This window comes from Xenorhabdus lircayensis (genome assembly GCF_016306625.1).
Lineage (GTDB): Bacteria > Pseudomonadota > Gammaproteobacteria > Enterobacterales > Enterobacteriaceae > Xenorhabdus > Xenorhabdus lircayensis.
Genome location: NZ_JACOII010000004.1, coordinates 7,321 through 29,532, shown reverse-complemented (window position 1 = coordinate 29,532; position 22,212 = coordinate 7,321). Strand labels below are relative to the sequence as shown.

Below are 22,212 nucleotides of genomic sequence, written 5' to 3'. Positions count from 1 at the left end.
TTTCTGCTTCAGTTAACGTCAACATAAGGTATTTGCAAATGCTGAATGTAGGCCAAAACTGAAAGAAAACGACTACCAGCATTGATACCTCCATTCATCATGAAAAATGATGAGATCAATGGAGCTCAGAATGAGAACATCATTATGAATACTCACACACACAAGGCAATATTACACACAGCATTTACTGGGCAAAAATCTTCTCCTGCTGGCGATACTGAAATGAACAGCAATATCAGTCGCATGACAGCAGCGCTAGATCCGTGGTTTAAAAATGTTCCTTCTCGGTTGGCTGAGTTGGCAAAAGTTGTACCGAATGACATCGCTGTTTCTGATTTATATGAAATGCTGTCATTTGGTGAATTGCATCAGAGAATTGAGAATGCAGCACATGTTTTGCGTCATCACGGTGCCAAAATGGGAAGCAATATTGCTATTGCGGCCCAGAGGGGCATTGCATGGTTTGTCACCATGCAGGCAATTTGGCGAATTGGGGCGGTGTATATCCCCCTGAACACCATGATGCCAGAAAAACGCCTGAATGATATTCTCGCCAGCCTGCCGGAAAGTATTTTGGTATCTGATGGTACGGTGTCGGCGGGGCTCAAGGCGTCAACATTAATCTCTATGGACGTTATCTTAAAAGATATCAATAAGATAACTAAAACTGAAATAGCGGAATACATTGATATTTCAGTGTTGGGCGATCATCCTGCTTATGTGATGTTTACCTCTGGTTCCACAGGATTGCCAAAAGCAGTACAAGTACAGCATGACAATCTGGCTGCTTGTTTATGCGGGTTTGGCAAACTGCTGTCAATCAGTAAGCGTGACCATATGCTGGCATTGACTACGTTCTCTTTTGATATCTCAGTACTGGAATTGCTGCTGACCGTAGTTCATGGCGGCAGTATTTACATCACTTCAATTGATACCCAGCGTGATGCCACGGCGTTGTCCGAAACGTTATCGAACCCGCAATTTACTTTTGCCCAAGCGACACCAGTTACTTGGTCAATGGCCTTGAACGCGGGTTGGAAGCCTCGTCCTGAAATGGGCATGCTTTGCGGTGGGGAAGCGTTGTCACAAGATCTGGCGGATCAACTGACAGCCACTGACGGTACGTTATGGAACGTCTATGGCCCAACGGAAACAACCATCTGGTCAACCGCGTTTCGCATGAAAAAAGGGGAAAAAGTTCAATTGGGTGGCCCTATCCCCGGTACAAGTATCACGATTGTGGATAAACACCTGCGCCCTGTTCCCAAAGGAACCGTGGGAGAAATCCTCATCGGAGGGTTGGGCGTGACCGCAGGATATCGCAATAATCCAACTGAAACCGCCAAAAGATATGTTCCCGATATGGCACAAAAAGGTAAAAGGGCATATTTGACAGGGGATATGGCACGCATGCTTGAAGATGGCTCCCTCATTTATATGGGGAGACAGGATGATCAGGTAAAAGTGCGTGGATATCGAATCGAGTTGGGGGAGATAGAAATTTCATTAAGAAAACAAAATGGCGTACAGGATGCCATTATCCGAGTGGCGGGCAGTGGTGATCTTGCCAAGATCCAAGCGTTTATGCTGTTCAATCCTAATATGATTGTGCCAGAGGATTGGGTGCGCGAGACGCAAGTATCGCTCAGGGAAGTACTGCATGAAGCTTGGATACCTACTGAGTATTATCGTATTCCTTATATACCGCTGACAAGCAGTAGCAAAAGAGATAAAAAGCGACTGGAAGAAATTGCGGAACGATTGAATGCCAGTTGTGATGCGGTACAGCCTCAAACAGAAACCGAAAAACGCGTTTATGCCATTTGGCGTGATTTACTGGCGACGGATGTATTTGGGATCACCGATGATTTCTTCCAGATCGGGGGGCACTCCATCCTTGTTGCCCGTATGGTAGAACGCATTGAAAAAGCATTTTTACTGAGGATTCCGATTGCTGGTATCTATGTTGAACCGACAGTTGCCAGAATAGCCGCCATTCTGGATGAAATGATGGTCGCGCGTCAGGCGAATCCTGCTCAGATCGCAGGAATTTATCATAGCGAAGCGTTAATTCGCCAGCATGCTGAAACACTCAGGAATGATGTCTACCTGAAAGAAGGGATTCGTCCTGATGGGTTGGTTCATGCTAACTGGTATCAGCCAGACACCGTATTACTGACCGGCTCTACCGGATATCTTGGGCTGCATTTGCTGGAGCAATTGCTGAAACAGACCTCGGCCAGGGTTATCTGCCTGTGCCGTGCATCTGATGAAGAACATGCGCGCGACAGAATCAAGTCTGGATTTAAAAATTACCAGATTGATGTGGGAAATGGGCTTGACCGTGTGGATTTCATTATCGGTGATTTGGGACAGCCACGTTTTGGCTTACTGCCGGAGACATGGTCGCAGCTTGCAGAAAATGTCGATGTTATTTATCACAACGGGGCGTTGGTTAATTTCATCTACCCCTATAGTGCGCTGAAGAACATCAATGTCGATGGCACCAGAACGGCGCTGGAACTGGCTTGCACTGCGCGTTTGAAACATTTCCATTATGTTTCTTCCGTGAATGCCCTGTTTGCTACAGAATCGCCACGCCCCTATATGGAAGATGATCGTGCCATGAATGAATCGGTACGTGATCCTTCTGGTTATTCGGGCTGTAAGTGGGTATCAGAAGGGATCATCAATATTGCCCGCAAACGGGGCGTGCCTGTGAGCATTTACCGGCCGGGATTGATCCTTGGACACACCCGCACAGGGGCAGCACAGGGTAATGATTATCTGGTCGCGTCCTTGAAAGGTTATCTGGCAATGGGCTTTTATCCTGATCACGCTCTGTTGCTTGATATTGTACCGGTTGATTATGTGGCGGCATCGTTGGTACATATTTCCAAACAACCGGAATCCAATGGGCAATTCTTCAACTTGTTCAACCCAGAACAGGTTTCTATCCGGCAATTTTTCGACTGGGTGCAGGATTTTGGCTATATCCTCAACCCTGTACCGTTTAATGAGGGTAAAGAGAAGATCCTTGCGCTGGATGATACTCACCCACTGTATCCGCTGATCCCGCTGATCAGGGATATGACAGAAAGACCTTATCGGGCGCTGGATCCGGCTTATCTCGATGAAGTCCATCCTGAATTGGAGTTGAAGAATACGCTGGCAGGATTGGTTGGAAGCGACATTCGTTGCCCAACAATTACGGCTGAATATGTCCATCAGGTATTGCGTTATCTGATTGGTACAAGGTTCCTGCCGGCTATCCTGTCAGAAAACTTCAAAAAGGAGGCTGTAGTATGAAGCAGTTAACAGAAAATGATGCCATGAGTTGGATGGTTGTCATAAATGCTAAAAAGCAGTATTCGGTCTGGCCTGCTGAGTATGAGATCCCGATGGGATGGATGACAATCGGGAGGACAGATTCTAAAGAAGAATGCCTGAGCCACATCGCCACAATTTGGCCGGAGCCAATAAAATAGCGCACTGATTGACATCGTTAATTGAATTATGGGCATGCTCCTACGGGATCATGCCCGTTTTTTATTCTCATCTTCCATTTTTGTTTGTGTCCTTATCGGTTTATCAAAGCGTGATATTTATCACGATATGTACTTTTTTCATGCCATTTCATGCGCGTTTCTCGCTCGTTTTTATTCCTTATCAAACAAAAAACACGGGTATTGTATATATTTTATCTATCCCAGCAAGACATTGACTCGCCGGATACGTGATTGGCATACCCGATGGTCGTGAAGTGACGCATCCCTACAGCCGGATCGGTGAGAAAAACGTAGCTTCGTTAATTTATCGTGCTGAAAACCGAATGTGATCGCGTTTATGAACCCCTGCTGAATCTAGATCTGTTGGGGAACCCCGAACGAGGGCAATGGACGCAGCAAAATATCTTTGCGCCACAACCTTACCTTAAATTCGGTGTAAACACGGATGAATATTTACGGCCATTGAAAGGAGGTAATGTGATCGAAGACCTCTATGCTGCGGGTGCGATATTGGGAGGATATGATTCTCTGGCCGAAGGTTGCGGTGTGGGCGTTTCTTTACTGAGTGTCCTGTTTGTAGCAGAGCAGATTGTAGCGGAATGGATTATATCTGAGCAAACGGCTTTAAGGCGGAAAACTATGATGTTTCCCAAGGGGTCGGGGCGAATTTATTCCACCAGATTGAAGCGAGTGGTGTCGATCTGGTGATTACGGATTGCGAAACCTGCAAATGGCAGATTGAGATGTCTACCAGCAAGAAATGTGAATATCCGATAAGTTTGTTGGCGCGGGCAGTGGACTCAGAGGTGTAAATTTCGGCTGGTGAGTCAATTAGACCTGCTATTCGCCTCATTTTATGAGTCGAATAGAGTTGTTATTTGCCTCACTCCATGAGTAGAATGGTTCGACTATTGGCATCATAAGGTGGAATTCAATGTGGATATGGGAACAAGAAAATTGGCCTGATTTCCAATGGAATTAGCATGTTATGACGTCTGTGTTGCGGGAGATTCATTTTAATCAGGGGTTACTGCTAGGAAGATCTGACGCTGAAAGCACAGAGCAAGCGACACTAGATACTCTTCTTGCCAGCATTCTCTATTCCTGTGAAATAGAAGGTGAAAAGTTAAATGCGGCATCAATACGTTCTTCACTGGCAAATCGACTAGGTATCAGCGAAGCTAAACCCTATCCAACTAGCGAACAGTCAGAGGGTATGGCAGAAATTGCCTTTGATGTGGTGGAAAAATATTACGAACCGTTGTCGCTTGAACGCATTTTGAAATGGCATGAATTGATGTTTCCCGCAGGTTATACCTTGTTCAATCCCATCAAGGGAGGCCAGTTGCGGCATGGGGGAATGGAGGTCATCTCCGGCAGAATAGATAAGCCTATTATTCATTTTGAAGCTCCACCAGCCGAAAAATTGCAGGAAGAAATGACAAAATTTATTGTTTGGTTCAATCAATCCCATCATGAATTTAATCTTGATCCGATCTTGCGGGCAGCAATTGTACATTTATGGTTTGTCACTCTGCATCCAATGGAAGATGGTAATGGGCGTATCACCCGTGTTTCCTGACTGATTTAGTATTGGCGCAAGGAGAAAGCCGCTCAATCCGGTTTTATGCCATGTCAGTGAATATTTTTGAACGTCGAAAGCAATATTACGAAATACTGGAACAGACCCAGCGCAGTGGTTTGGATATTACCGATTGGATGGTGTGGTTTCTGCAAACATTGAATGACACTCTTATCACTAAACTGAAGCAAATTGATAGTACGGTGAAAAAGGCTCGATTCTGGCGTTGTGTTGATCAAAGCCGGCTTAGTGGAGAACAGATCAACGTCCTGAACAGAATGCTGGATGGTGATTTTCAGCAAGGCATTAATAGTGGACAATATCAGAAAATTGCAAAAGTTAGCCGTGCAACAGCGACCCGACATTTAAATCACCTAATAGAATTTGGATGTCTGGAAAAAACTGAGGCTGGTGGCCGTAGCACACGTTATATTATTCATCATATTTGAATCTATTTGAAGAAAAACGTTTGCTAATTCGGGGGAATGATGAGTGAAACTGGTTTTAAAAATTAAAGGATATCAATCCTTGATGATATTGGTGGTAAATTTCGTTTCTCCTGAATCGTCGTGTTCAAACCTTCAGGGCGGGAATTCCCGCCCTGAAACCGAATCATTTTCGCAATAACTTAATACAGCCAATCTTGTCCCATTCGGTCTGCGGCCAAAATCGCGGCGTAAACCTGCTCTGGTGTCACAGCAAATGGCATATTGTGAATAGTTTCACCTTCGGCACAACTTGCGATGGCGACTTGCATGATTTTTTGATTCAGTTTTTCACTGGCACGTAAGCCGAGTTGTTCCAGTGTCACTGGCAGACCCATCTGTACACAGAAATCGAGTACCGTTTCCAATTCCTCACTTGGGCTGTTTTCCAATATCAATTGCGTTAGTGTGCCGAATGCCACTTTTTCGCCGTGATAGAGATGGTGACACTCTTCCAACACTGTAAAGCCATTGTGGACGGCGTGAGCGGCAGCCAGACCTGCGCTTTCGAAACCAATGCCACTGAGATAGGTATTCGCCTCAACAATATTCTCAACCGCCGGTGTACTGACTCCCGCTTCCACTGCCAGTTTGGCCTTGTAACCTTCAGCCAGTAAGGTTTCATAACACAGTTTCGCCAGCGCCAGACCTGTAGTGGATGTCGCTCCGCCAGCCATAGTAGGTTTATGGGCAGCACTACTGGCTCGCGCCTCAAAATAGGTAGCGAGTGCATCTCCCATTCCTGCCACAAACAGGCGAACAGGCGCTTTGGCAATGATATTGGTATCCATCAGCACAATATTCGGGTTTTGCGGATAGAGAAGATAGCTGTCAAATTCGCCCAGTTCTGTATACAGGACGGAAAGGGCACTGGTCGGCGCATCCGTTGAAGCAAGGGTAGGAGAAATAATCACGGGTATTTTGGATTCGTGTGCCACAGCCTTGGCGGTATCAAGGGTTTTGCCACCCCCAATCCCGATGACGGCCTGACATTGATTACTTATCAGAATGTCGGATAGGCGTTGGATTTCACCACGGCTGCACTCACCGTTAAAGATTTCGAAGTGACTGGTAACTTCATGTTCTTCTAGGCTTTTGCTGACGATATCCCCAATAAGGCTCATGACGAAATTATCAGCAATCACGAAGACGTGGTCAGCAAGCATTTTGGTGTATCGACCAATGTGAGATAACGCATCTGGCCCTTGGATATATTTGGATGGAGACTGGATCACTTTCAGCATAAGAAATATTCCTTCTTCACTGGAAACTAAGCATGGAGTGTCACAATACTGGCCTGGGCAGGCAGTTGGATGTGTTTGCCTGTCCGCCAACACTATACGGCAAAATATACAGAGAGGTTATGAGTAAAAGCAGGAAATGCGTGATTCGAGAGGTAAAAATGACTGAACAATTGGCACCCTGATTGGTTCAGGGTGCTATTTTCTTTTTAATGAACTTTGAGCAGCGTTTTATCTACTGGTTGAGCAAAAAAGTATTTCAGGATTAAATTCAACAGGATGCCATAGGCTGGGAGGAAGAAAAGCATACAGATAAACAGCTTGAACGCATAATCCACTAAGGCAATTTCGACCCAATGGGTTGCCATGAACGTATCAGTGCTGTGGTAAAACGCGATAAAGAAAAAGGCCAGCGTATCGAACATATTACCGAAAAACATGGCGGCAGCCGGAGCTATCCACCAGCGGCGTTTTTGGCGCAGACGATTGAAGACTCCGACATCCAATATCTGGCCGAGTACATAGGCCATAAAGCTGGCTGCCGCAATGCGGGCTACAAACAAATTAAAGGTTCCCAATGTTCCGAATCCCTGCCATGTTCCCTGAAAAAACAGAGCTGAAACCAGATAAGAGATCAACAACGCGGGAAGCATGACGGAGATAATGATCCGGCGAGCCAATGGAGCACCGTAAATACGCACAGTCAGATCGGTTGCCAAAAAGATAAAAGGAAATGTAAATGCCCCCCAAGTGGTATGAAAACCAAAAATGGAGATAGGTAATTGCACCAGATAGTTACTGGAAGTGATGATAAGAATGTGGAAGAGCGAAAGCCAGAACAACGCCGTGGCTCGCTGCTGCGAGGTCAATTGGAACATATTGTACCTTTTTGGTGAATGGGGTGAGGGAACCCAGAAAATAAACGCGCCTGAAAATCAGGCGAAACAGATCATACGCGGGTTGTTCAATAAAAGTAAAGTACGGTAGTTGACGATATTTTGTAATATAATCCACCGCTATAGATTGTTTGAACCTACAGAGATTGTTATGTCCGATGTTTTCGCTAATCCCGACAAAACGCTTGATACGTTGGGGTTACGCTGCCCAGAGCCAGTAATGATGGTACGTAAGACAGTTCGCCATATGAGTGCTGGCCAGACGTTATTGATCATTGCTGATGATCCGGCAACGACCCGCGATATTCCGGGTTTCTGTCGTTTTATGGATCATGCGTTGATTGCACAGGAGACGGGGCAAACTCCTTATCGGTATCTACTCAGAAAAAGCGAACATACTGTTTAGTTGAGAAAATAACGTGTAATTGACTGGCAGAAAAAAGGAGTCGTGCTAGGCTTTAAGTATGGCATTTAGTCACAATTTATCACCTCGCTGAATGCCGTATTTCCTTTTTCCTTAATAGCAATCTTGAGTAATTGTAATTTTGAAAAGGTGCGGAGTACGCACCTTTTCAGTTTGTTACCTTTCCTTGTTACTTTTCATTATTCTCAATTCATCACTTCTGCGACTTAGTTCTCAGCAGTCGGACTGCGTTTGCAGTGACTAGTGCAGTGGCGCCTGAATCAGCCAGAACCGCCATCCATAGCCCCGTGATACCCAATAGACTGGTGATAAGGAATATCGCCTTTAAGCCTAACGCAATGGTGATATTCTGACGGATGTTGTAATGGGTTGTGCGAGACAGTGCAATAATTTCAGCTAAACCCGTCAGCCGATTATGCGTTAGGGCGGCGTCGGCTGTTTCTAATGCAACATCAGTACCGCTGCCCATGGCAACCCCGATACTGGCTGCTTTCATGGCTGGAGCATCGTTGATGCCATCACCAACCATCATGGTGCGGTGTTTTTTATTCAACTCAGTCACCGCTTTGACTTTATCTTCTGGTAACAATCCTGCGCGATAATCAATGCCTAATTGGTTCGCAATAGCTGCCGCAGCACGGGGATTGTCGCCAGTCAGCATGACTGCCTCAACCCCTTGTTTTTTCAAAAGACGGATAGCATCAATGGCATCCTGGCGCAAGGTATCTTGCATGGCAATCAAACCCATAAATTGCTTGCCCTGCATAACAGCAACCGCAGTTTTGCCGCTGCTTTCCAATTCCGTGACTCTCTGTTTCCATTCCGCAGACAAGGTATTTTCCGGCAAGCGTCCAGGGGAGGAGACTAGAATTCTCTGCCCTGACAATTGACCTTCAACTCCGATCCCTGCCAGTGCTTTGCGGTGTTCAGCCTCAACAATTGTCACTCCTTTATTTTCTGCGGCGTTAAGGATAGCTTTTGCTAATGGATGATGAGAGCCACTTTCTACAGCACCAGCCAGTGCCAGTAAGGTTTCAGCACGGGTGTTTCCCACTGGCTCAATCTCAGTCACCTGTGGTTTGCCTTCGGTCAGTGTGCCAGTTTTATCCAATGCAATTGTGGTCACTGCCCCAAGTTGCTCTAATGCTGCTCCCCCCTTGATTAGAGAGCCTCGACGGGTCGCAGCTGCCAGTGCGGAAGTTATTGCGGCAGGGGTCGAGATGACTAGTGCGCAAGGGCAACCGATCAACAGTAGGGTCAGGGCACGGTAGATCCAAGTTTCCCACGATCCGGCAAAGAACAGCGGAGGGATCAGTACCACGAGCGCAGAGAACAAGATAATCAGCGGAGTATAGATGCGGCTGAACCGATCGATAAAACGCTCAATTGGCGCACGACATTCTTCTGCTTCTTCAATCAATTGAAGAATGCGGTCAATCGCGTTGTGTCCGGGTTCAGAGATCACCTTCATCTGCACAGCACTATCGACAGAAAGACAACCTGCGGCGACTTTTTCTCCCTGATGCCGTTCAACGGGAATAGATTCACCTGTCAGGGCGCTTTCATCGAAACTAGCGAACGGACTGAGTAGTTTGGCATCGGTGGGTAAACGGGCGCCTGGGGCTACCTCAATGATATCACCAGGGCGCAGGTCAGCCGCTGATACGATTGTCTTCTTCCCTTCCTTCACCAGCAAGGCTTGGTCAGGAACCAATGCCATCAAGGCACTGACGCCACGACGGGCACGTCCGGCGGCGTAGGATTCCAAAACTTCCCCTAACTTGAACAACAGAATGACCATTGCGGCTTCTGCTGTGGCATCAATGAACAAGGCACCGATGGCAGCGACACTCATCAAAGTCTCGATGGCAAATGGCGTGCCTGAACGAATTAGTTTGAAAGCTTTGGTCGCAACTGGATATAGCCCAATTAGCGTGGTAATGATGAAAGCAATTTGCCCCGCGGGAGCATTGACTTTTGATACTCCCCAACTGATGAACATCAAGGCGGTGAGAATAAGAATAGGGGAAAATGTTTTCCAGTGACTGACTGCTGGAGGTAGTTTGGATACTGAATCCGTCTCCTTTATTTCAAAGCCAGCTTGCTTTACCGCGTGCTCGACGGCGGCACGAATATCAACGTCAGAATCGACCACCAGTTTCTCTGTTGTAAATAGTACCTTGACCTGTTTAGCTTCTGGGAGTTTTTTTACGGCATTCTCGATTTTTCCTGCGCAGCTTGGGCAATCCATTCCATGGATAATCCAATTAAAACGCTGGTTAGCTGTTAGCTCAAAGGGAGTCGTGTCCTGTATGGCATGTGCATGGTCGTGTGAACAATGTGTTCCACCATGCTCATGAGCATGTTCATGAGTGTGTGTTTTGCCGTGAGAGTGCTCATGGCATGTATCATGAGGAGCATGTGAATGATCACTTACATTCTCGGCAGTATCGTGATGCTCTTCCTTCTGGGAAGACAAATAATCGTGCTGTGATTGCTCATGTTTTTTGGCTGTGGAGAACATAGGCGACCTCTCAAATAGAGTTAATTCTGGTTAGTTAAGATTAACTCTACACTCTGGAGTGAACTCCAGAGTCAAATCCAATAAGAGGAATTATTTTGATGATTTGTGCTATCTAAGATGGATTATCATCATCAACGTCCTCCCTCTTTGTGTTATTTGATCCTCAGGCTCTTACCCAATAGGGATGGGATCAATTACAGGAACAGTGAACGAATAATCAAAAAGTGCCCGATAAAACCACAGGCTGCGATAATCGCTTTTGATAACTTAAAGGAGAAGCGATACCGGTCAATAATGCTGATGCTATGTGCAAGGAGTAACAGGGTAGCGCCAGCCATGGCAGAAAAGCGGTTTTCATTACTGAGCATAAAATATTGTTCCCCGGCGACCCAAACCATCAGCAGTGCCATAAGAAGACTATCTATCACCCGCCAACGCATACTATCAAGACGAGTCCAGACAACGAGCATGATCACAATACCAATGACCAGCAAGCTCAGTGGAAGTGGGAAGAAGAAACTGAAGCCCATATGTAAGGCAAAACTGATGGTGTATAACAAGTAACTCAGGAAGAGCGTGATGAATGAGAAGAGTAAATACTTACTAGGGAGCATACGGATCGAATCAGAGAGCAAAGCAGTGAGAAGACCCGCGATGATTAAGTAGCCTGAAACCCCAAGATTAGGTGCTTGGCATGCCCACAATAACAGAAGCAGCATTGTGACTGGGCGGAAAACCCATTGCTGCCAGTTGGTGCCACGATAGGCGGCATCAATATATAACCATCCAGAGAAAAACACAGCAAGAAATGGCCAACTCATACTTTTCCTTTCCTTAATGTTCAACGCCCGTTTGAGCAGGCATGACTATTTATGATGGGGTTGGTGCGGAGAGTGCAATATTAAAGTGTTATTAACGAACGAGTAACGTTTTATTATCAAAAGCAAGGAACGTCAATGAGTAATTAACGGGATTACTCATTGACGAGATTTGCTTTATTTCCAATGGGAAGGAAACAAAATGGATAGGTGGTGTGGAGAGTTATTTTTTCTCCCGTTGTTGCTTTTTCTGCCAGGCCAATAACTCAAAGACACCGAAAAAGAAGATTTTAGTCTGGAGAAAACCAGATAGTTTTTGATCTTTAGGTTGGGAGTTTTTCAGCAGCAATAACTGAAACGCATGCATTACTACCGTGAACACCATGGCAATATCCATGAAGTATCTCAATGGCTTAGGGAAGGGGTGAAACAAATTTAAAATCATGATTCCCCAAACGAAAAACATGATAACTCTTCCTAATTGAATAAACATCATTGACTCCAAAATCGTGTTTAAGCAGGTCAGACACCAAATGTCTGGTGGCGAATATACAATCGATAAGCAACTTGTCCAGCAGCTTTTTCCCTATGCAGTTGCCAGTTTGAAGGAACTTCCGTCGCAGAAGATTCTGATTCTGCTTCAACATAAATCCAGCTTTCTTCTGCTAGCCAGCCATTGGCTTCCAATAAACGGATTGCTTCAGTGAGCATGCCCTTGCGGAATGGAGGATCAAGGAAAATCACGTTAAATGGCGTACCTGCCCCATTGAGGTATTGTAGAGCATTACCTTGCACTACATTGGCATTTTCAGCTTTCAGCAAGGCTAAATTAGCCGATAGTTGTTTCGCCACATTGCTATCATATTCAATTAAGGTAGCGTGGCTTGCATAGCGTGACAAAGCCTCAAATCCGAGTGCTCCACTGCCTGAAAAACAATCCAGACAACGGGCTCCCTGAATCGTTGGCATGAGCCAGTTAAATAGCGTTTCACGGACTCTATCCGTCGTTGGACGTAGCCCGTCACTATCAGGAACTGGCAATTTTCTCCCGCGCCATTTTCCGCCGATAATACGGATTTGTCCCAAAGATGCGCGCTGTGGTTTTTTAGTCATAATTTACATAACTTAAGCATTTGTCATCCGATGCTATTAAATAATATCTGGCGGAGACAAAAAGTGAGTGAAAATGAAGAAACCCATTGATTAATTTACCACGAAATCCTCGATAGATATGTGTTGTGGTGTGATGAAAATGTTAGACTGGATTTTATCACCGTTAGAACCTATCTCAGTGGGCATATTTGTTGATAACGCCATAATTAACCGCGAGGAGTGTAGTGGCCGATGGCAAAAGAGAAAAAAAAAGGTTTCTTCTCTTGGTTTGGACTTGGTCGTCAAGATAAGAAACAGCAAGAAGAACAAGTTGAACAAGAAAAATTAGCTGAGGAGCAGCAGTGTTTAGCGGAGGAAGCCGCCCGTCGTGAAGCAGAAGCCGCGGAGCAGCAGCGTTTAGCGGAAGAAGCCGCCCGTCGTGAAGCAGAAGCCGCGGAGCAGCAGCGTTTAGCGGAAGAAGCTGCCCGTCGTGAAGCAGAAGCCGCGGAGCAGCAGCGTTTAGCGGAAGAAGCTGCCCGTCAGGCCGAGGAACAAGCGGCATTACCGAAAGAACAAGAGCGCCCAACCAAAGAAGGGTTTTTTGCTCGTTTGAAACGTAGTCTGGTCAAAACCCGTCAGAACCTTGGTTCCGGCTTTTTGGGCTTATTCCGTGGCAAGAAAATTGATGATGATCTGTTTGAAGAACTGGAAGAACAGTTACTGATTGCGGATGTGGGTGTCGAAACGACCCGTAAGATTATTACTAGCCTGACAGCTCATGCCAGCCGCAAGGAATTGAAAGATGCGGAAGCACTTTACTCTAAGCTGAAAGAAGAGATGTCAGACATTCTGGCGAAAGTTGATAAGCCGCTGGAGATTGAAGGTAAATCTCCTTACGTCATCCTGATGGTGGGAGTGAATGGCGTCGGCAAAACGACAACTATTGGTAAATTAGCGCGCCAATACCATTCTCAGGGCAAATCCGTCATGCTGGCGGCAGGGGATACTTTCCGTGCAGCAGCAGTCGAACAGTTGCAGGTTTGGGGAGATCGCAACAAAATCCCTGTGATTGCCCAACATACAGGGGCAGATCCAGCCTCAGTGATTTTTGATGCCATCCAGTCAGCCAAGGCCAAAGGCATTGATGTCCTGATTGCGGATACCGCTGGGCGCTTGCAGAATAAATCCCATCTGATGGAAGAACTGAAGAAAATCGTTCGAGTGATGAAAAAACTGGACGAAGACGCACCACATGAAATTATGCTGACACTGGATGCCAGCACAGGTCAAAACGCAGTAAGTCAGGCTAAACTATTCCATGAAGCTGTGGGATTGACGGGTATTGCACTGACTAAATTGGATGGTACTGCGAAAGGGGGGGTTATTTTCGCTATTGCCGACCAATTTGAGATCCCAATCCGCTACATTGGCGTAGGGGAAGGCATTGAAGATCTCCGTCCATTTAAGGCAGATGATTTTATTGAGGCTCTTTTTGCCCGAGAGGATTAACTATCGATGATTCGCTTTGAACAGGTCAGTAAAGCCTATCTGGGAGGGCGGCAGGCGCTGCAAGGGGTGGATTTTCATCTACTTCCAGGAGAAATGGCATTTTTAACCGGTCATTCAGGGGCCGGTAAAAGTACGCTTTTGAAACTTATCTGTGGTATTGAGCGTCCTAGCGCAGGTCACATCTGGTTTTCTGGTCATGACATTCGCCGCCTAAAATCCCGTGAGATTCCTTTTCTGCGTCGTCAGATCGGCATGATTTTTCAGGATCATCACCTGTTGTTGGATCGCACGGTATACGAGAACGTCGCCATGCCGTTGATCATCTCAGGGGCAAGTGCTGAAGACATTCGCAGACGGGTATCTGCGGCGCTGGATAAGGTCGGCTTGCTGGACAAAGCGAAAAATTTCCCCATTCAGCTTTCCGGTGGAGAACAACAGCGCGTTGGTATTGCCCGCGCTGTGGTGAACAAGCCAACTGTTCTGCTGGCAGATGAGCCGACGGGAAATCTGGATGGTGAATTATCTGAGGGGATCATGCGCCTGTTTGAAGAATTTAACCGAGTTGGCGTGACGGTTCTGATGGCTACCCATGATATTGCTCTCATTGAACGAAGAAATTACCGCATCCTGACCCTGAATCAGGGACGTATGCAAGGAGGGCATCATGGCTAAGAATGTCCGTCATTCAACGAAGAAAACGCAGCCCCCAAAATCCAAGTCCAAATCCAAATCATTGAAAGGGGGATGGCGTGTACAGTGGCGTTATGCGTGGAAAAGTACCCTGTCAGATATGTTACGCCAGCCGCTGGCAACGCTGCTGACCATTATGGTGATTGCCATTTCCCTGACCTTGCCGAGCGTGTTTTATATCGTTTGGAAAAACGTTAATCAGGCGGTGGTACAGTGGTATCCCATCCCACAGCTTACGGTCTATTTGGATAAGTCACTGAATGACAACAGCGCCAAACAGGTGATTGATCAGCTGAAAGGCATGGATGACGTGAAATCGGTGAATTATCTCTCCCGTGAAGAAGCCGTAAACGAATTTCGTGCATGGTCGGGATTTGCCAGTGCCTTGGATCTGTTGGAAGAAAATCCTCTGCCAGCGGTTGCCATTGTTTCTCCTAAATTGAATTCCCAAGACCCGCAAACATTAACGACATTGCGTGATCAGGTTGCCCAGATTAAAGGTATTGAAGAAGTCAGAATGGATGACAGCTGGTTCGCCCGCTTGACCGCTTTGACTACGCTTATTGGCCGGATTGCCGCCGTGATAGGCATCTTGATGGTAGTTGCGCTGCTTTTGGTTATTGGTAACAGTGTCCGGTTGAGCATCTTTAGCCGGCGTGAGACGATTAATGTCATGAAACTGATTGGGGCGACGGATGGTTTTATTCTGCGTCCTTTCCTTAATGGTGGAGCCTTGCTGGGCAGTTTAGGCGCGATTTTTTCCTTAAGCCTCTCGTCCCTGCTGGTATGGAAACTTTCCAATGTGGTCACAGAAGTGGCGAGTGTCTTTGGGACGAGCTTTAAACTGCATGGCTTGGGATGGGATGAATCACTGTTGTTGGTACTTATTTCTGGAATGATTGGTTGGATTGCTGCGTGGTTTGCGACAATTCAGCATTTACGTCGTTTTAGGCCGGAGTAAAGGTAGTTGCGGGTTTTCATGTGAACTTTTGGGCTTAAGCGTTGCCGAAATCACAGTTACAGATTTGTATCGATATTCATACAATTTAGATGATTTGAATATGATCTCTACGATGGTAAAATAGACGTATCTATGGCTTAAATAAACCTATTGGTTCATTCAGGCAATTAAAAGGCCATCAATTTGGATCTGATTTTGAGAGAATTTGAATGACAAAAGAAATGCAAACTTTGGCATTAGTTCCACAAGGTAGTTTGGAAGGATACATCCGTGCCTCCAATGCTTATCCTATGCTCACCGCAGAGGAAGAGAGGGAACTGGCAGAAAGGCTGCATTACCAGGGAGATCTGGATGCAGCGAAAAAGCTGATTCTTTCTCACCTGCGCTTCGTTGTTCATGTTGCTCGCAGTTATGCCGGTTATGGTTTACCGCAGGCGGATTTAATTCAGGAAGGAAATATTGGCCTGATGAAAGCGGTTCGTCGATTTAATCCAGAAGTGGGCGTGCGTTTGGTTTCTTTTGCTGTTCACTGGATTAAGGCAGAAATCCATGAATACGTATTGCGTAATTGGCGTATTGTGAAAGTTGCAACGACAAAAGCCCAGCGCAAGCTGTTCTTTAATTTGCGTAAGGCTAAACAACGTCTGGGATGGTTCAATCAGGATGAAGTTGAGATGGTCGCCCAAGAATTGGGCGTGACCAGCAAAGACGTCCGAGAGATGGAATCCCGTATGTCAGCGCAGGATATGGCATTTGATATGTCTTCTGATGATGACAATCATGATAGTCAACCCGTGGCCCCGGTGCTCTATTTGCAAGATAAGGCTTCTGACTTTGCTGATGGCATTGAAGAAGATAACTGGGAAAACCACGCTGCGGATAAACTTTCTGTAGCGATGGAAGGGCTTGATGAGCGTAGCCAATACATCATTCGTGCCCGTTGGTTGGATGATGACAATAAAACCACCTTGCAGGAACTGGCGGATAAATACGGTGTATCCGCCGAACGTGTTCGGCAGCTAGAAAAAAATGCAATGAAGAAATTGCGACTGGCTATTGAAGCGTAATCTCCCATACTCTTAATGCTAAAAGGCGATAATTTGTTTATCGCTTTTTTTATGTCTGCGAGATGGAGATGAGCAGTTAAGCGAGGGTAAGTGTTAACCCATAGTGGTTTCAGATAATAATCATGAGGCGAATGGGGATAGAAGAAAATGACGACAGTTTCTGCTTTGGGAGCCATTATTGCACTGGTTGTCGCGATTGTGCTGATACTGCGTAAAGTGCCTCCTGTCTATGGCATGATGATTGGCGCATTGATGGGCGGCTTGATTGGTGGAGCGGATTTAATTCAGACCGTGAGTTTGATGGTCACGGGTGCGCAAAGCATGACGAATGCTGTTTTACGCATACTGGCGGCAGGTGTATTGGCGGGAGTATTGATTGAATCTGGAGCAGCAAACACCATAGCAGAAACGATTGTGCGCAAGGCAGGAGAAAAGCGAGCACTATTGGCCTTGGCGCTGGCGACCATGTTGCTGACGGCTGTGGGAGTATTTATTGATGTAGCCGTGATTACTGTGGCTCCAATTGCACTGGCGATTGCGCATCGTGCTGATTTATCGAAAATGGCGATTTTGCTTGCGATGATTGGCGGTGGTAAAGCGGGAAACGTCATGTCCCCCAATCCGAATACCATTGCAGCGTCGGAGGGATTTCATGTCCCCCTGACATCTCTGATGGCTGCGGGTATTATTCCCGGGCTATTCGGGTTAGTGATGGCTTACTATCTTTCAAGTCGCCTGATAAATCGGGGGTATAAAGTCAGAAATGAAGAACTGACACTCACAGGACAGGCAACATTTCCCTCTTTTATGGCGGCAATTTCCGCTCCAGTTATTACCATTTTGCTGCTGGCACTACGTCCGATTGCCAATATCACCATTGATCCCTTGATTGCATTGCCGGTGGGAGGGCTTGCTGGCGCGGTGATCATGGGGCACTGGCGTCAATCGAATAAATTTATCATTTCTGGCCTAAATCGCATGTCACCCATCGCCATCATGTTATTGGGAACAGGAACACTCGCCGGAATTATTGCAAATTCTGAGCTTAAAAATATGCTGATTCAGAGCATTACGGCTTCTGGCTTGCCTTCATACCTGTTGGCCCCGATTTCGGGTGCCTTGATGTCAATGACGACAGCATCCACAACGGCAGGTACTGCGGTTGCATCTGCGGTATTTGCGCCTACATTGATCGATTTAGGCATCAGCGCCTTGGCGGGAGCCGCGATGGTTCATGCAGGTGCAATCGTACTTGACCATTTACCGCATGGCAGTTTTTTCCATGCTACAGGAGGCAGTGTGCATATGCAGGTACATGAACGTTTGAAGCTGCTTCCCTACGAAACATTGATTGGTTTTACCATTGCCTTCACCTCAACTTTAATCTTTGGAGTGTTAGGCTTTGCTGGCTAGAGATGTCAGAGAATATGCATCAAAGAATAGAGGAACCCGTTATGAAAATTGTGATTGCCCCTGATTCATTTAAGGAGAGTCTGAGTGCCTTGCAAGTGGCACAAGCGATAGAGCAGGGATTTCAGGAAATTCTCCCGCAGGCGGATTACATCAAGTTGCCCATGGCAGATGGAGGAGAAGGGACGGTGGAATCGCTGGTTGCTGCGACGGGGGGAAAATGTATCTCATGTACAGTCACCGATCCCTTGGGGCAGCCCGTTGAGGCATTTTTCGGTCTACTGGGAGAGGGGGAAACTGCGGTGATTGAAATGGCCGCCGCTTCTGGTTTGCACTTGGTGCCTTTGGAACAGCGCAATCCTCTGGTAACGACGAGCTATGGAACAGGAGAACTCATTCTGTCTGCGCTGGAACATGGCGCGCAAAAACTGATTTTAGGCATTGGAGGCAGTGCGACCAATGATGGTGGTGCGGGCATGATGCAAGCACTTGGCGCGAATTTATCGGATGGAGACGGGCGCATTCTGCCATTTGGCGGCGCAGCCTTAACCCGATTGGAAAGCATCGACCTAACAGGTCTTGACCCTCGTCTCAGTCAAATTGAACTTACCGTGGCTTGTGATGTGAATAATCCACTCTGTGGAGAATTGGGAGCATCAGCGGTGTTTGGCCCACAAAAAGGGGCGACACCGGAGATGGTTAAAGCGCTTGATTCTGCCTTGCGTCATTATGGAATGAAAATGGAATCCCTAACGGGAAAAAGCGTGATTGATGAAGCAGGTGCTGGAGCGGCTGGTGGAATGGGCGCTTCCTTACTGGGATGTTTGGGGGCGAAGCTACAGTCAGGTATTGAGATTGTTATTGATACCTTGAAACTGGAAGAGGCTGTTCAGGGAGCGGATCTGGTCATTACGGGGGAAGGTCGCATAGATAGCCAGACCTTACATGGCAAAACCCCCATCGGCGTTGCCCGCGTTGCCAAAAAGTTTGGCATCCCTTCCATCGCTTTGGTTGGGGGAATGAGCCGAGATTATCATGTCGTGCATCAACATGGGCTGGATGCCGTATTTTCCATCGTACCGGAAGCTTGTTCCCTTTCAGATGCTCTTGCCAATGGTGCCGAAAACCTGCGGGTAACGGCACGTAATGTTGCGGCGGTTTGGGCTATGTCTCATTAAATAGCATGCTAGGCTATTTTTGAATCCCTTTCGTCAGGAAAACTGAAAACTGTATTACGCCAGCCTATCCAGCGTACCAGATAGGTTATAGATCCAAATAATAGCTATTCAGACGTGCATCATAATGAAAAGTATTGGCATCCATAAAACCACGCAAATCTGGCGCGTGAGCTTCAGGAAAATGATTCAGGCTCCATTCCCAGCGTTTGATATCGGAAAAAGCGGCTTTAATCTGCTCCAGCAGATAAGAACCAACACCGCGCCGACGAGTGATTTCCCGCACACAAAAATCTTCAAGAATGCCGATTGATGGGTTAATAGTGACTTTGACCGCAGCCAGCAGCCTGCCATTAAACTGTGCAACAAACAGTTTTCGATCGCTTTCTGGCAGTACATCCCACTCTTGCTCATCTTGTTCAGGCCAAATTTTTGCCAAATCAATTCTATCCTGCGGGGATAACACCGTAATTTGTATGATGGTTAATTTCATATGTTGGCTCTACGATGATGTGCTGAGTTATGCGTAGAACATTGCATCATGTTCTGTGTTAAACGCAAATAGTAATGCATTTGGGGATTCACTGAAAAAAGATAAATTGCTTACTGGCTTATCTCACATAATCCACTGTATGAATTAAGTTAACTTAAAATAGTGAATTATCTTTCTTTATGGAAAATTTTTGATTAAATATTTTTAACTGGGTGAATCTTCCGAGTTAAAAATTAATCCCGCTATATATCAGTAGCACATCACACCATGTTTTGAACAAAATACTACCCAATATACCCGTATTTTATTCTGTATCTAATGTTTTTTACTGCCTGCCTGCCTGATTTGATTTTCAGGATATAACGACAATAACTGGAATGGCGGCAACGCCAATAGCTTGCACTATTCGAAAGAAAATCAGCCAATAAATATCGGAAGTCATGGTACATCCAACAGAACCGATAACGGAGATAGCAAGGGCAGGTAGTAGAATAGCTTTTCGGCCTTTACTGTCAGCGAGTGGGCCATACACGATTTGCATAACAGCTAAAACAAATGTGAATGCTGATACGGTGAGATTTACCAAGGGTAGGGAAGTATTGAATAACTCTTTTATGGTAGGAATAACGGGAGTATAGATATTTTGTGCCAGAGAGCCTAAAAGGGCGCTGAAGCACACCAGATAGAAAATCATTTTTACATTGCGAATTGAAATACGTTTATTCATCTTTTTTCTCCATTTTATTTCCTTGGAAACAAAATGGAGATTAATAAATTGGTGGATTTTATAAAGATCTTTTTTCCTTTTCTTTGCGATGATGTCAAAAATACTTTCCTTGGAAATAACGATTTGGAAAAAGTAGTGAATGTTTAACCGTAAAGTTTGCCAATGTGAGATCCTTGCTGCCGTTAACCACCTGATACACTTGAGAGACAGTGTTAAGCAAGGACATGATGAAGAGACACTCCGTGAATACGGCATCAGTGGTTACTCACTGTCTGAATTACATGTTATTCAGTGTATTGGGGCAGCGGGGTTGTTAAATATCACGAGTATCAGCCAAGCGATGAAAATGACCAAGGGCGCGATCTCGAAAATTTGTGCAAAACTTCTTCAGCGTTCTATCGTTGAGAAGTTAAAAATGGTGGATAACCAGAAAGAGACTTATTTCAGTTTATCTATTAAAGGAAAGCGGATTTTTGCTGCCCATGAAAAGCTGCATCAGCAAGCAGAAGCAAAATGGTTGCAAATGCTGGAAAACTACTCGGCAGAAGAACTCTTGATCATCAAACGATTTGTCGTGGGTGTCGTTGGGGTAGTGGATCACACGCAAGAATAAAATGGATGTGATAAAAAATACATATTGCAGGGATACTATCTAACAAGAGTCAGAAGCCTTAAACTTGATAAATGAAACCAGTTTCACTTAGGCTTCTGACGAGTTTATCTTGACCTTTAACAACCATTTTTCCCTATAATTGTTTCAGCAATGGGAATATATTGATCCGTGAGTTTATTAACGGTGTTGTCTTCTTTTTTACTCATAAAACAATCTTCAAAAAACCAACTGATGTCGGTACTCAACAGCCCTACAATCTCAACAAGATGGGTTAAATTAATTCGGTTTGTACCCCTTTCGTAACGTGAAAGTTGTTGCTGGCTAATACCAATTTGCTTTGCCAATGCTGTTGCTGTCATCCCCAGCTCTTTCCTTTTGGCCTGAATACGTTGTCCGACTAATAGGTTCGCTTCTTCCATATCCTATCCTTTATTTTTTTAATCAGTAAGTTATGGCGTCATCAGGATAATTGCCTAGGGCTTGAAAATAGTTGGATTCTCGCCCCGCCCGTTGCTCGTAAAATAGAGCCTGCCTTGACGGATTCACTACCGTTCATGGTATGCCTATTGTTACTACCTGATTCGCCGTTGTGTTTTCTGACATGCGCCTTGTTTTTTTAATGACATGACTTTTTTTATTAACGTTTTGTAAAAAAACAGCCCCTCACCGAGGCAAGGTGTGTTCTTCCATGATACGAATTACGTTTCTCTGTTTTGTCGTTACTCCCGCGTTTGCGGCTGCTTTATCGCTGTAGGTTAAACAGTATTTTTGTTCTCCTTACATGAGGGGTAACTAATATTCTCCTAATATTTACCTTATGGGTTTTTATATAATTAAAATATTTACTTTATTGATTTTTAATGATTTTAAAGTAATTCAATAAGATAAATCTGCAAATAATAATAAGTTTATGTCTAATCTTATATTAATTGACATATATTGTTCTTATTGATGACTTTTTTGAGGTTATAAACTGGACAAAATATACCAAACTGT

At 45.5% G+C, this 22,212-nt stretch carries 19 protein-coding genes and 3 pseudogenes; 13 read left to right on the top strand and 9 right to left on the bottom strand.

What is annotated here, in order from left to right; genetic code table 11:
* The first annotated feature begins 144 nt into the window (after positions 1-144).
* The 5 genes and pseudogenes from H8A87_RS00245 (at position 145) to H8A87_RS20365 (ending at position 5,540) form a co-directional block, all read left to right on the top strand.
* Positions 145-3,309, top strand: a complete 3,165-nt coding sequence (locus tag H8A87_RS00245; protein WP_232369977.1) for a thioester reductase domain-containing protein — start codon at positions 145-147, stop codon at positions 3,307-3,309.
* Complete coding sequence (locus H8A87_RS00240; RefSeq protein WP_198688031.1) at positions 3,306-3,488, top strand: MbtH family NRPS accessory protein; 183 nt, start codon at positions 3,306-3,308, stop codon at positions 3,486-3,488. Before H8A87_RS00245 ends, H8A87_RS00240 begins: the two co-directional genes overlap by 4 nt.
* Positions 3,489-3,836: 348 nt before the next feature.
* Positions 3,837-4,106: pseudogene (locus H8A87_RS00235) on the top strand (FAD-binding protein); the annotation flags it as partial.
* A 23-nt stretch (positions 4,107-4,129) separates the two neighbouring features.
* Positions 4,130-4,321, top strand: a pseudogene (locus H8A87_RS00230) (heterodisulfide reductase-related iron-sulfur binding cluster); the annotation flags it as partial.
* Between the two features lie 176 nt (positions 4,322-4,497).
* Positions 4,498-5,540: pseudogene (locus H8A87_RS20365) on the top strand (Fic family protein).
* A 179-nt stretch (positions 5,541-5,719) separates the two neighbouring features.
* Here H8A87_RS20365 and H8A87_RS00220 read toward each other — a convergent pair.
* Positions 5,720-6,820, bottom strand: coding sequence for a glycerol dehydrogenase (locus tag H8A87_RS00220; protein WP_198688030.1), 1,101 nt, complete (start codon positions 6,818-6,820; stop codon positions 5,720-5,722).
* A gap of 206 nt (positions 6,821-7,026) precedes the next feature.
* Complete coding sequence (locus H8A87_RS00215; RefSeq protein WP_198688029.1) at positions 7,027-7,695, bottom strand: 7-cyano-7-deazaguanine/7-aminomethyl-7-deazaguanine transporter; 669 nt, start codon at positions 7,693-7,695, stop codon at positions 7,027-7,029.
* A 169-nt stretch (positions 7,696-7,864) separates the two neighbouring features.
* Between H8A87_RS00215 and tusA the strand changes: the two genes are divergently transcribed.
* On the top strand, positions 7,865-8,119 hold the full coding sequence (tusA, locus tag H8A87_RS00210; RefSeq protein WP_198688028.1) for a sulfurtransferase TusA: 255 nt from the start codon (positions 7,865-7,867) through the stop codon (positions 8,117-8,119).
* Between the two features lie 211 nt (positions 8,120-8,330).
* Here tusA and H8A87_RS00205 read toward each other — a convergent pair whose 3' ends face one another.
* The 4 genes from H8A87_RS00205 to rsmD all read right to left on the bottom strand — a co-directional run bounded on the left by H8A87_RS00205 (position 8,331) and on the right by rsmD (position 12,592).
* Positions 8,331-10,661 (bottom strand): zinc/cadmium/mercury/lead-transporting ATPase, encoded by a 2,331-nt coding sequence (locus tag H8A87_RS00205; protein WP_198688027.1) that lies wholly within the window; start codon positions 10,659-10,661, stop codon positions 8,331-8,333.
* Between the two features lie 194 nt (positions 10,662-10,855).
* The gene (locus H8A87_RS00200; RefSeq protein WP_198688026.1) at positions 10,856-11,482 is read right to left on the bottom strand and encodes a lysoplasmalogenase; all 627 of its coding nucleotides are present in this window, start codon (positions 11,480-11,482) and stop codon (positions 10,856-10,858) included.
* A gap of 220 nt (positions 11,483-11,702) precedes the next feature.
* Positions 11,703-11,972 carry a DUF1145 family protein gene (locus H8A87_RS00195; RefSeq protein ID WP_198688049.1) on the bottom strand — a complete coding sequence of 90 codons (270 nt, stop codon included), beginning with the start codon at positions 11,970-11,972 and terminating at the stop codon, positions 11,703-11,705.
* Positions 11,973-12,001: 29 nt separating this feature from the next.
* Positions 12,002-12,592 carry a 16S rRNA (guanine(966)-N(2))-methyltransferase gene (rsmD, locus tag H8A87_RS00190; protein ID WP_198688025.1) on the bottom strand — a complete coding sequence of 197 codons (591 nt, stop codon included), beginning with the start codon at positions 12,590-12,592 and terminating at the stop codon, positions 12,002-12,004.
* A 231-nt stretch (positions 12,593-12,823) separates the two neighbouring features.
* Between rsmD and ftsY the strand changes: the two genes are divergently transcribed.
* From ftsY to H8A87_RS00160, 6 genes are all read left to right on the top strand, one after another.
* Positions 12,824-14,080 (top strand): signal recognition particle-docking protein FtsY, encoded by a 1,257-nt coding sequence (gene ftsY / locus H8A87_RS00185; protein WP_198688024.1) that lies wholly within the window; start codon positions 12,824-12,826, stop codon positions 14,078-14,080.
* A gap of 6 nt (positions 14,081-14,086) precedes the next feature.
* The gene (ftsE, locus tag H8A87_RS00180; protein WP_198688023.1) at positions 14,087-14,752 is read left to right on the top strand and encodes a cell division ATP-binding protein FtsE; all 666 of its coding nucleotides are present in this window, start codon (positions 14,087-14,089) and stop codon (positions 14,750-14,752) included.
* Complete coding sequence (ftsX, locus tag H8A87_RS00175) at positions 14,745-15,731, top strand: permease-like cell division protein FtsX (RefSeq protein ID WP_198688022.1); 987 nt, start codon at positions 14,745-14,747, stop codon at positions 15,729-15,731. The genes ftsE and ftsX overlap by 8 nt, the downstream gene beginning before the upstream one ends.
* A gap of 209 nt (positions 15,732-15,940) precedes the next feature.
* A complete protein-coding gene (gene rpoH, locus H8A87_RS00170; protein WP_198688021.1) occupies positions 15,941-16,798 on the top strand; it encodes an RNA polymerase sigma factor RpoH in 858 nt (285 codons plus the stop codon).
* 147 nt (positions 16,799-16,945) lie between these two features.
* A complete protein-coding gene (locus tag H8A87_RS00165) occupies positions 16,946-18,211 on the top strand; it encodes a GntP family permease (RefSeq protein ID WP_198688020.1) in 1,266 nt (421 codons plus the stop codon).
* Positions 18,212-18,252: 41 nt separating this feature from the next.
* Positions 18,253-19,386 (top strand): glycerate kinase, encoded by a 1,134-nt coding sequence (locus H8A87_RS00160; protein WP_198688019.1) that lies wholly within the window; start codon positions 18,253-18,255, stop codon positions 19,384-19,386.
* An 85-nt stretch (positions 19,387-19,471) separates the two neighbouring features.
* Here the strand turns inward: H8A87_RS00160 and panM are convergent, their stop codons facing one another.
* Positions 19,472-19,876 carry an aspartate 1-decarboxylase autocleavage activator PanM gene (gene panM, locus H8A87_RS00155; RefSeq protein WP_198688018.1) on the bottom strand — a complete coding sequence of 135 codons (405 nt, stop codon included), beginning with the start codon at positions 19,874-19,876 and terminating at the stop codon, positions 19,472-19,474.
* 352 nt (positions 19,877-20,228) lie between these two features.
* The gene (locus tag H8A87_RS00150) at positions 20,229-20,603 is read right to left on the bottom strand and encodes an MFS transporter (RefSeq protein WP_198688017.1); all 375 of its coding nucleotides are present in this window, start codon (positions 20,601-20,603) and stop codon (positions 20,229-20,231) included.
* A 139-nt stretch (positions 20,604-20,742) separates the two neighbouring features.
* Here H8A87_RS00150 and H8A87_RS00145 point away from each other — a divergent pair, with 139 nt between their 5' ends.
* Complete coding sequence (locus H8A87_RS00145; protein ID WP_198688016.1) at positions 20,743-21,216, top strand: MarR family transcriptional regulator; 474 nt, start codon at positions 20,743-20,745, stop codon at positions 21,214-21,216.
* Between the two features lie 116 nt (positions 21,217-21,332).
* Here H8A87_RS00145 and H8A87_RS00140 read toward each other — a convergent pair whose 3' ends face one another.
* Complete coding sequence (locus H8A87_RS00140) at positions 21,333-21,635, bottom strand: helix-turn-helix domain-containing protein (protein ID WP_198688015.1); 303 nt, start codon at positions 21,633-21,635, stop codon at positions 21,333-21,335.
* Between the last annotated feature and the right edge of the window lie 577 nt (positions 21,636-22,212).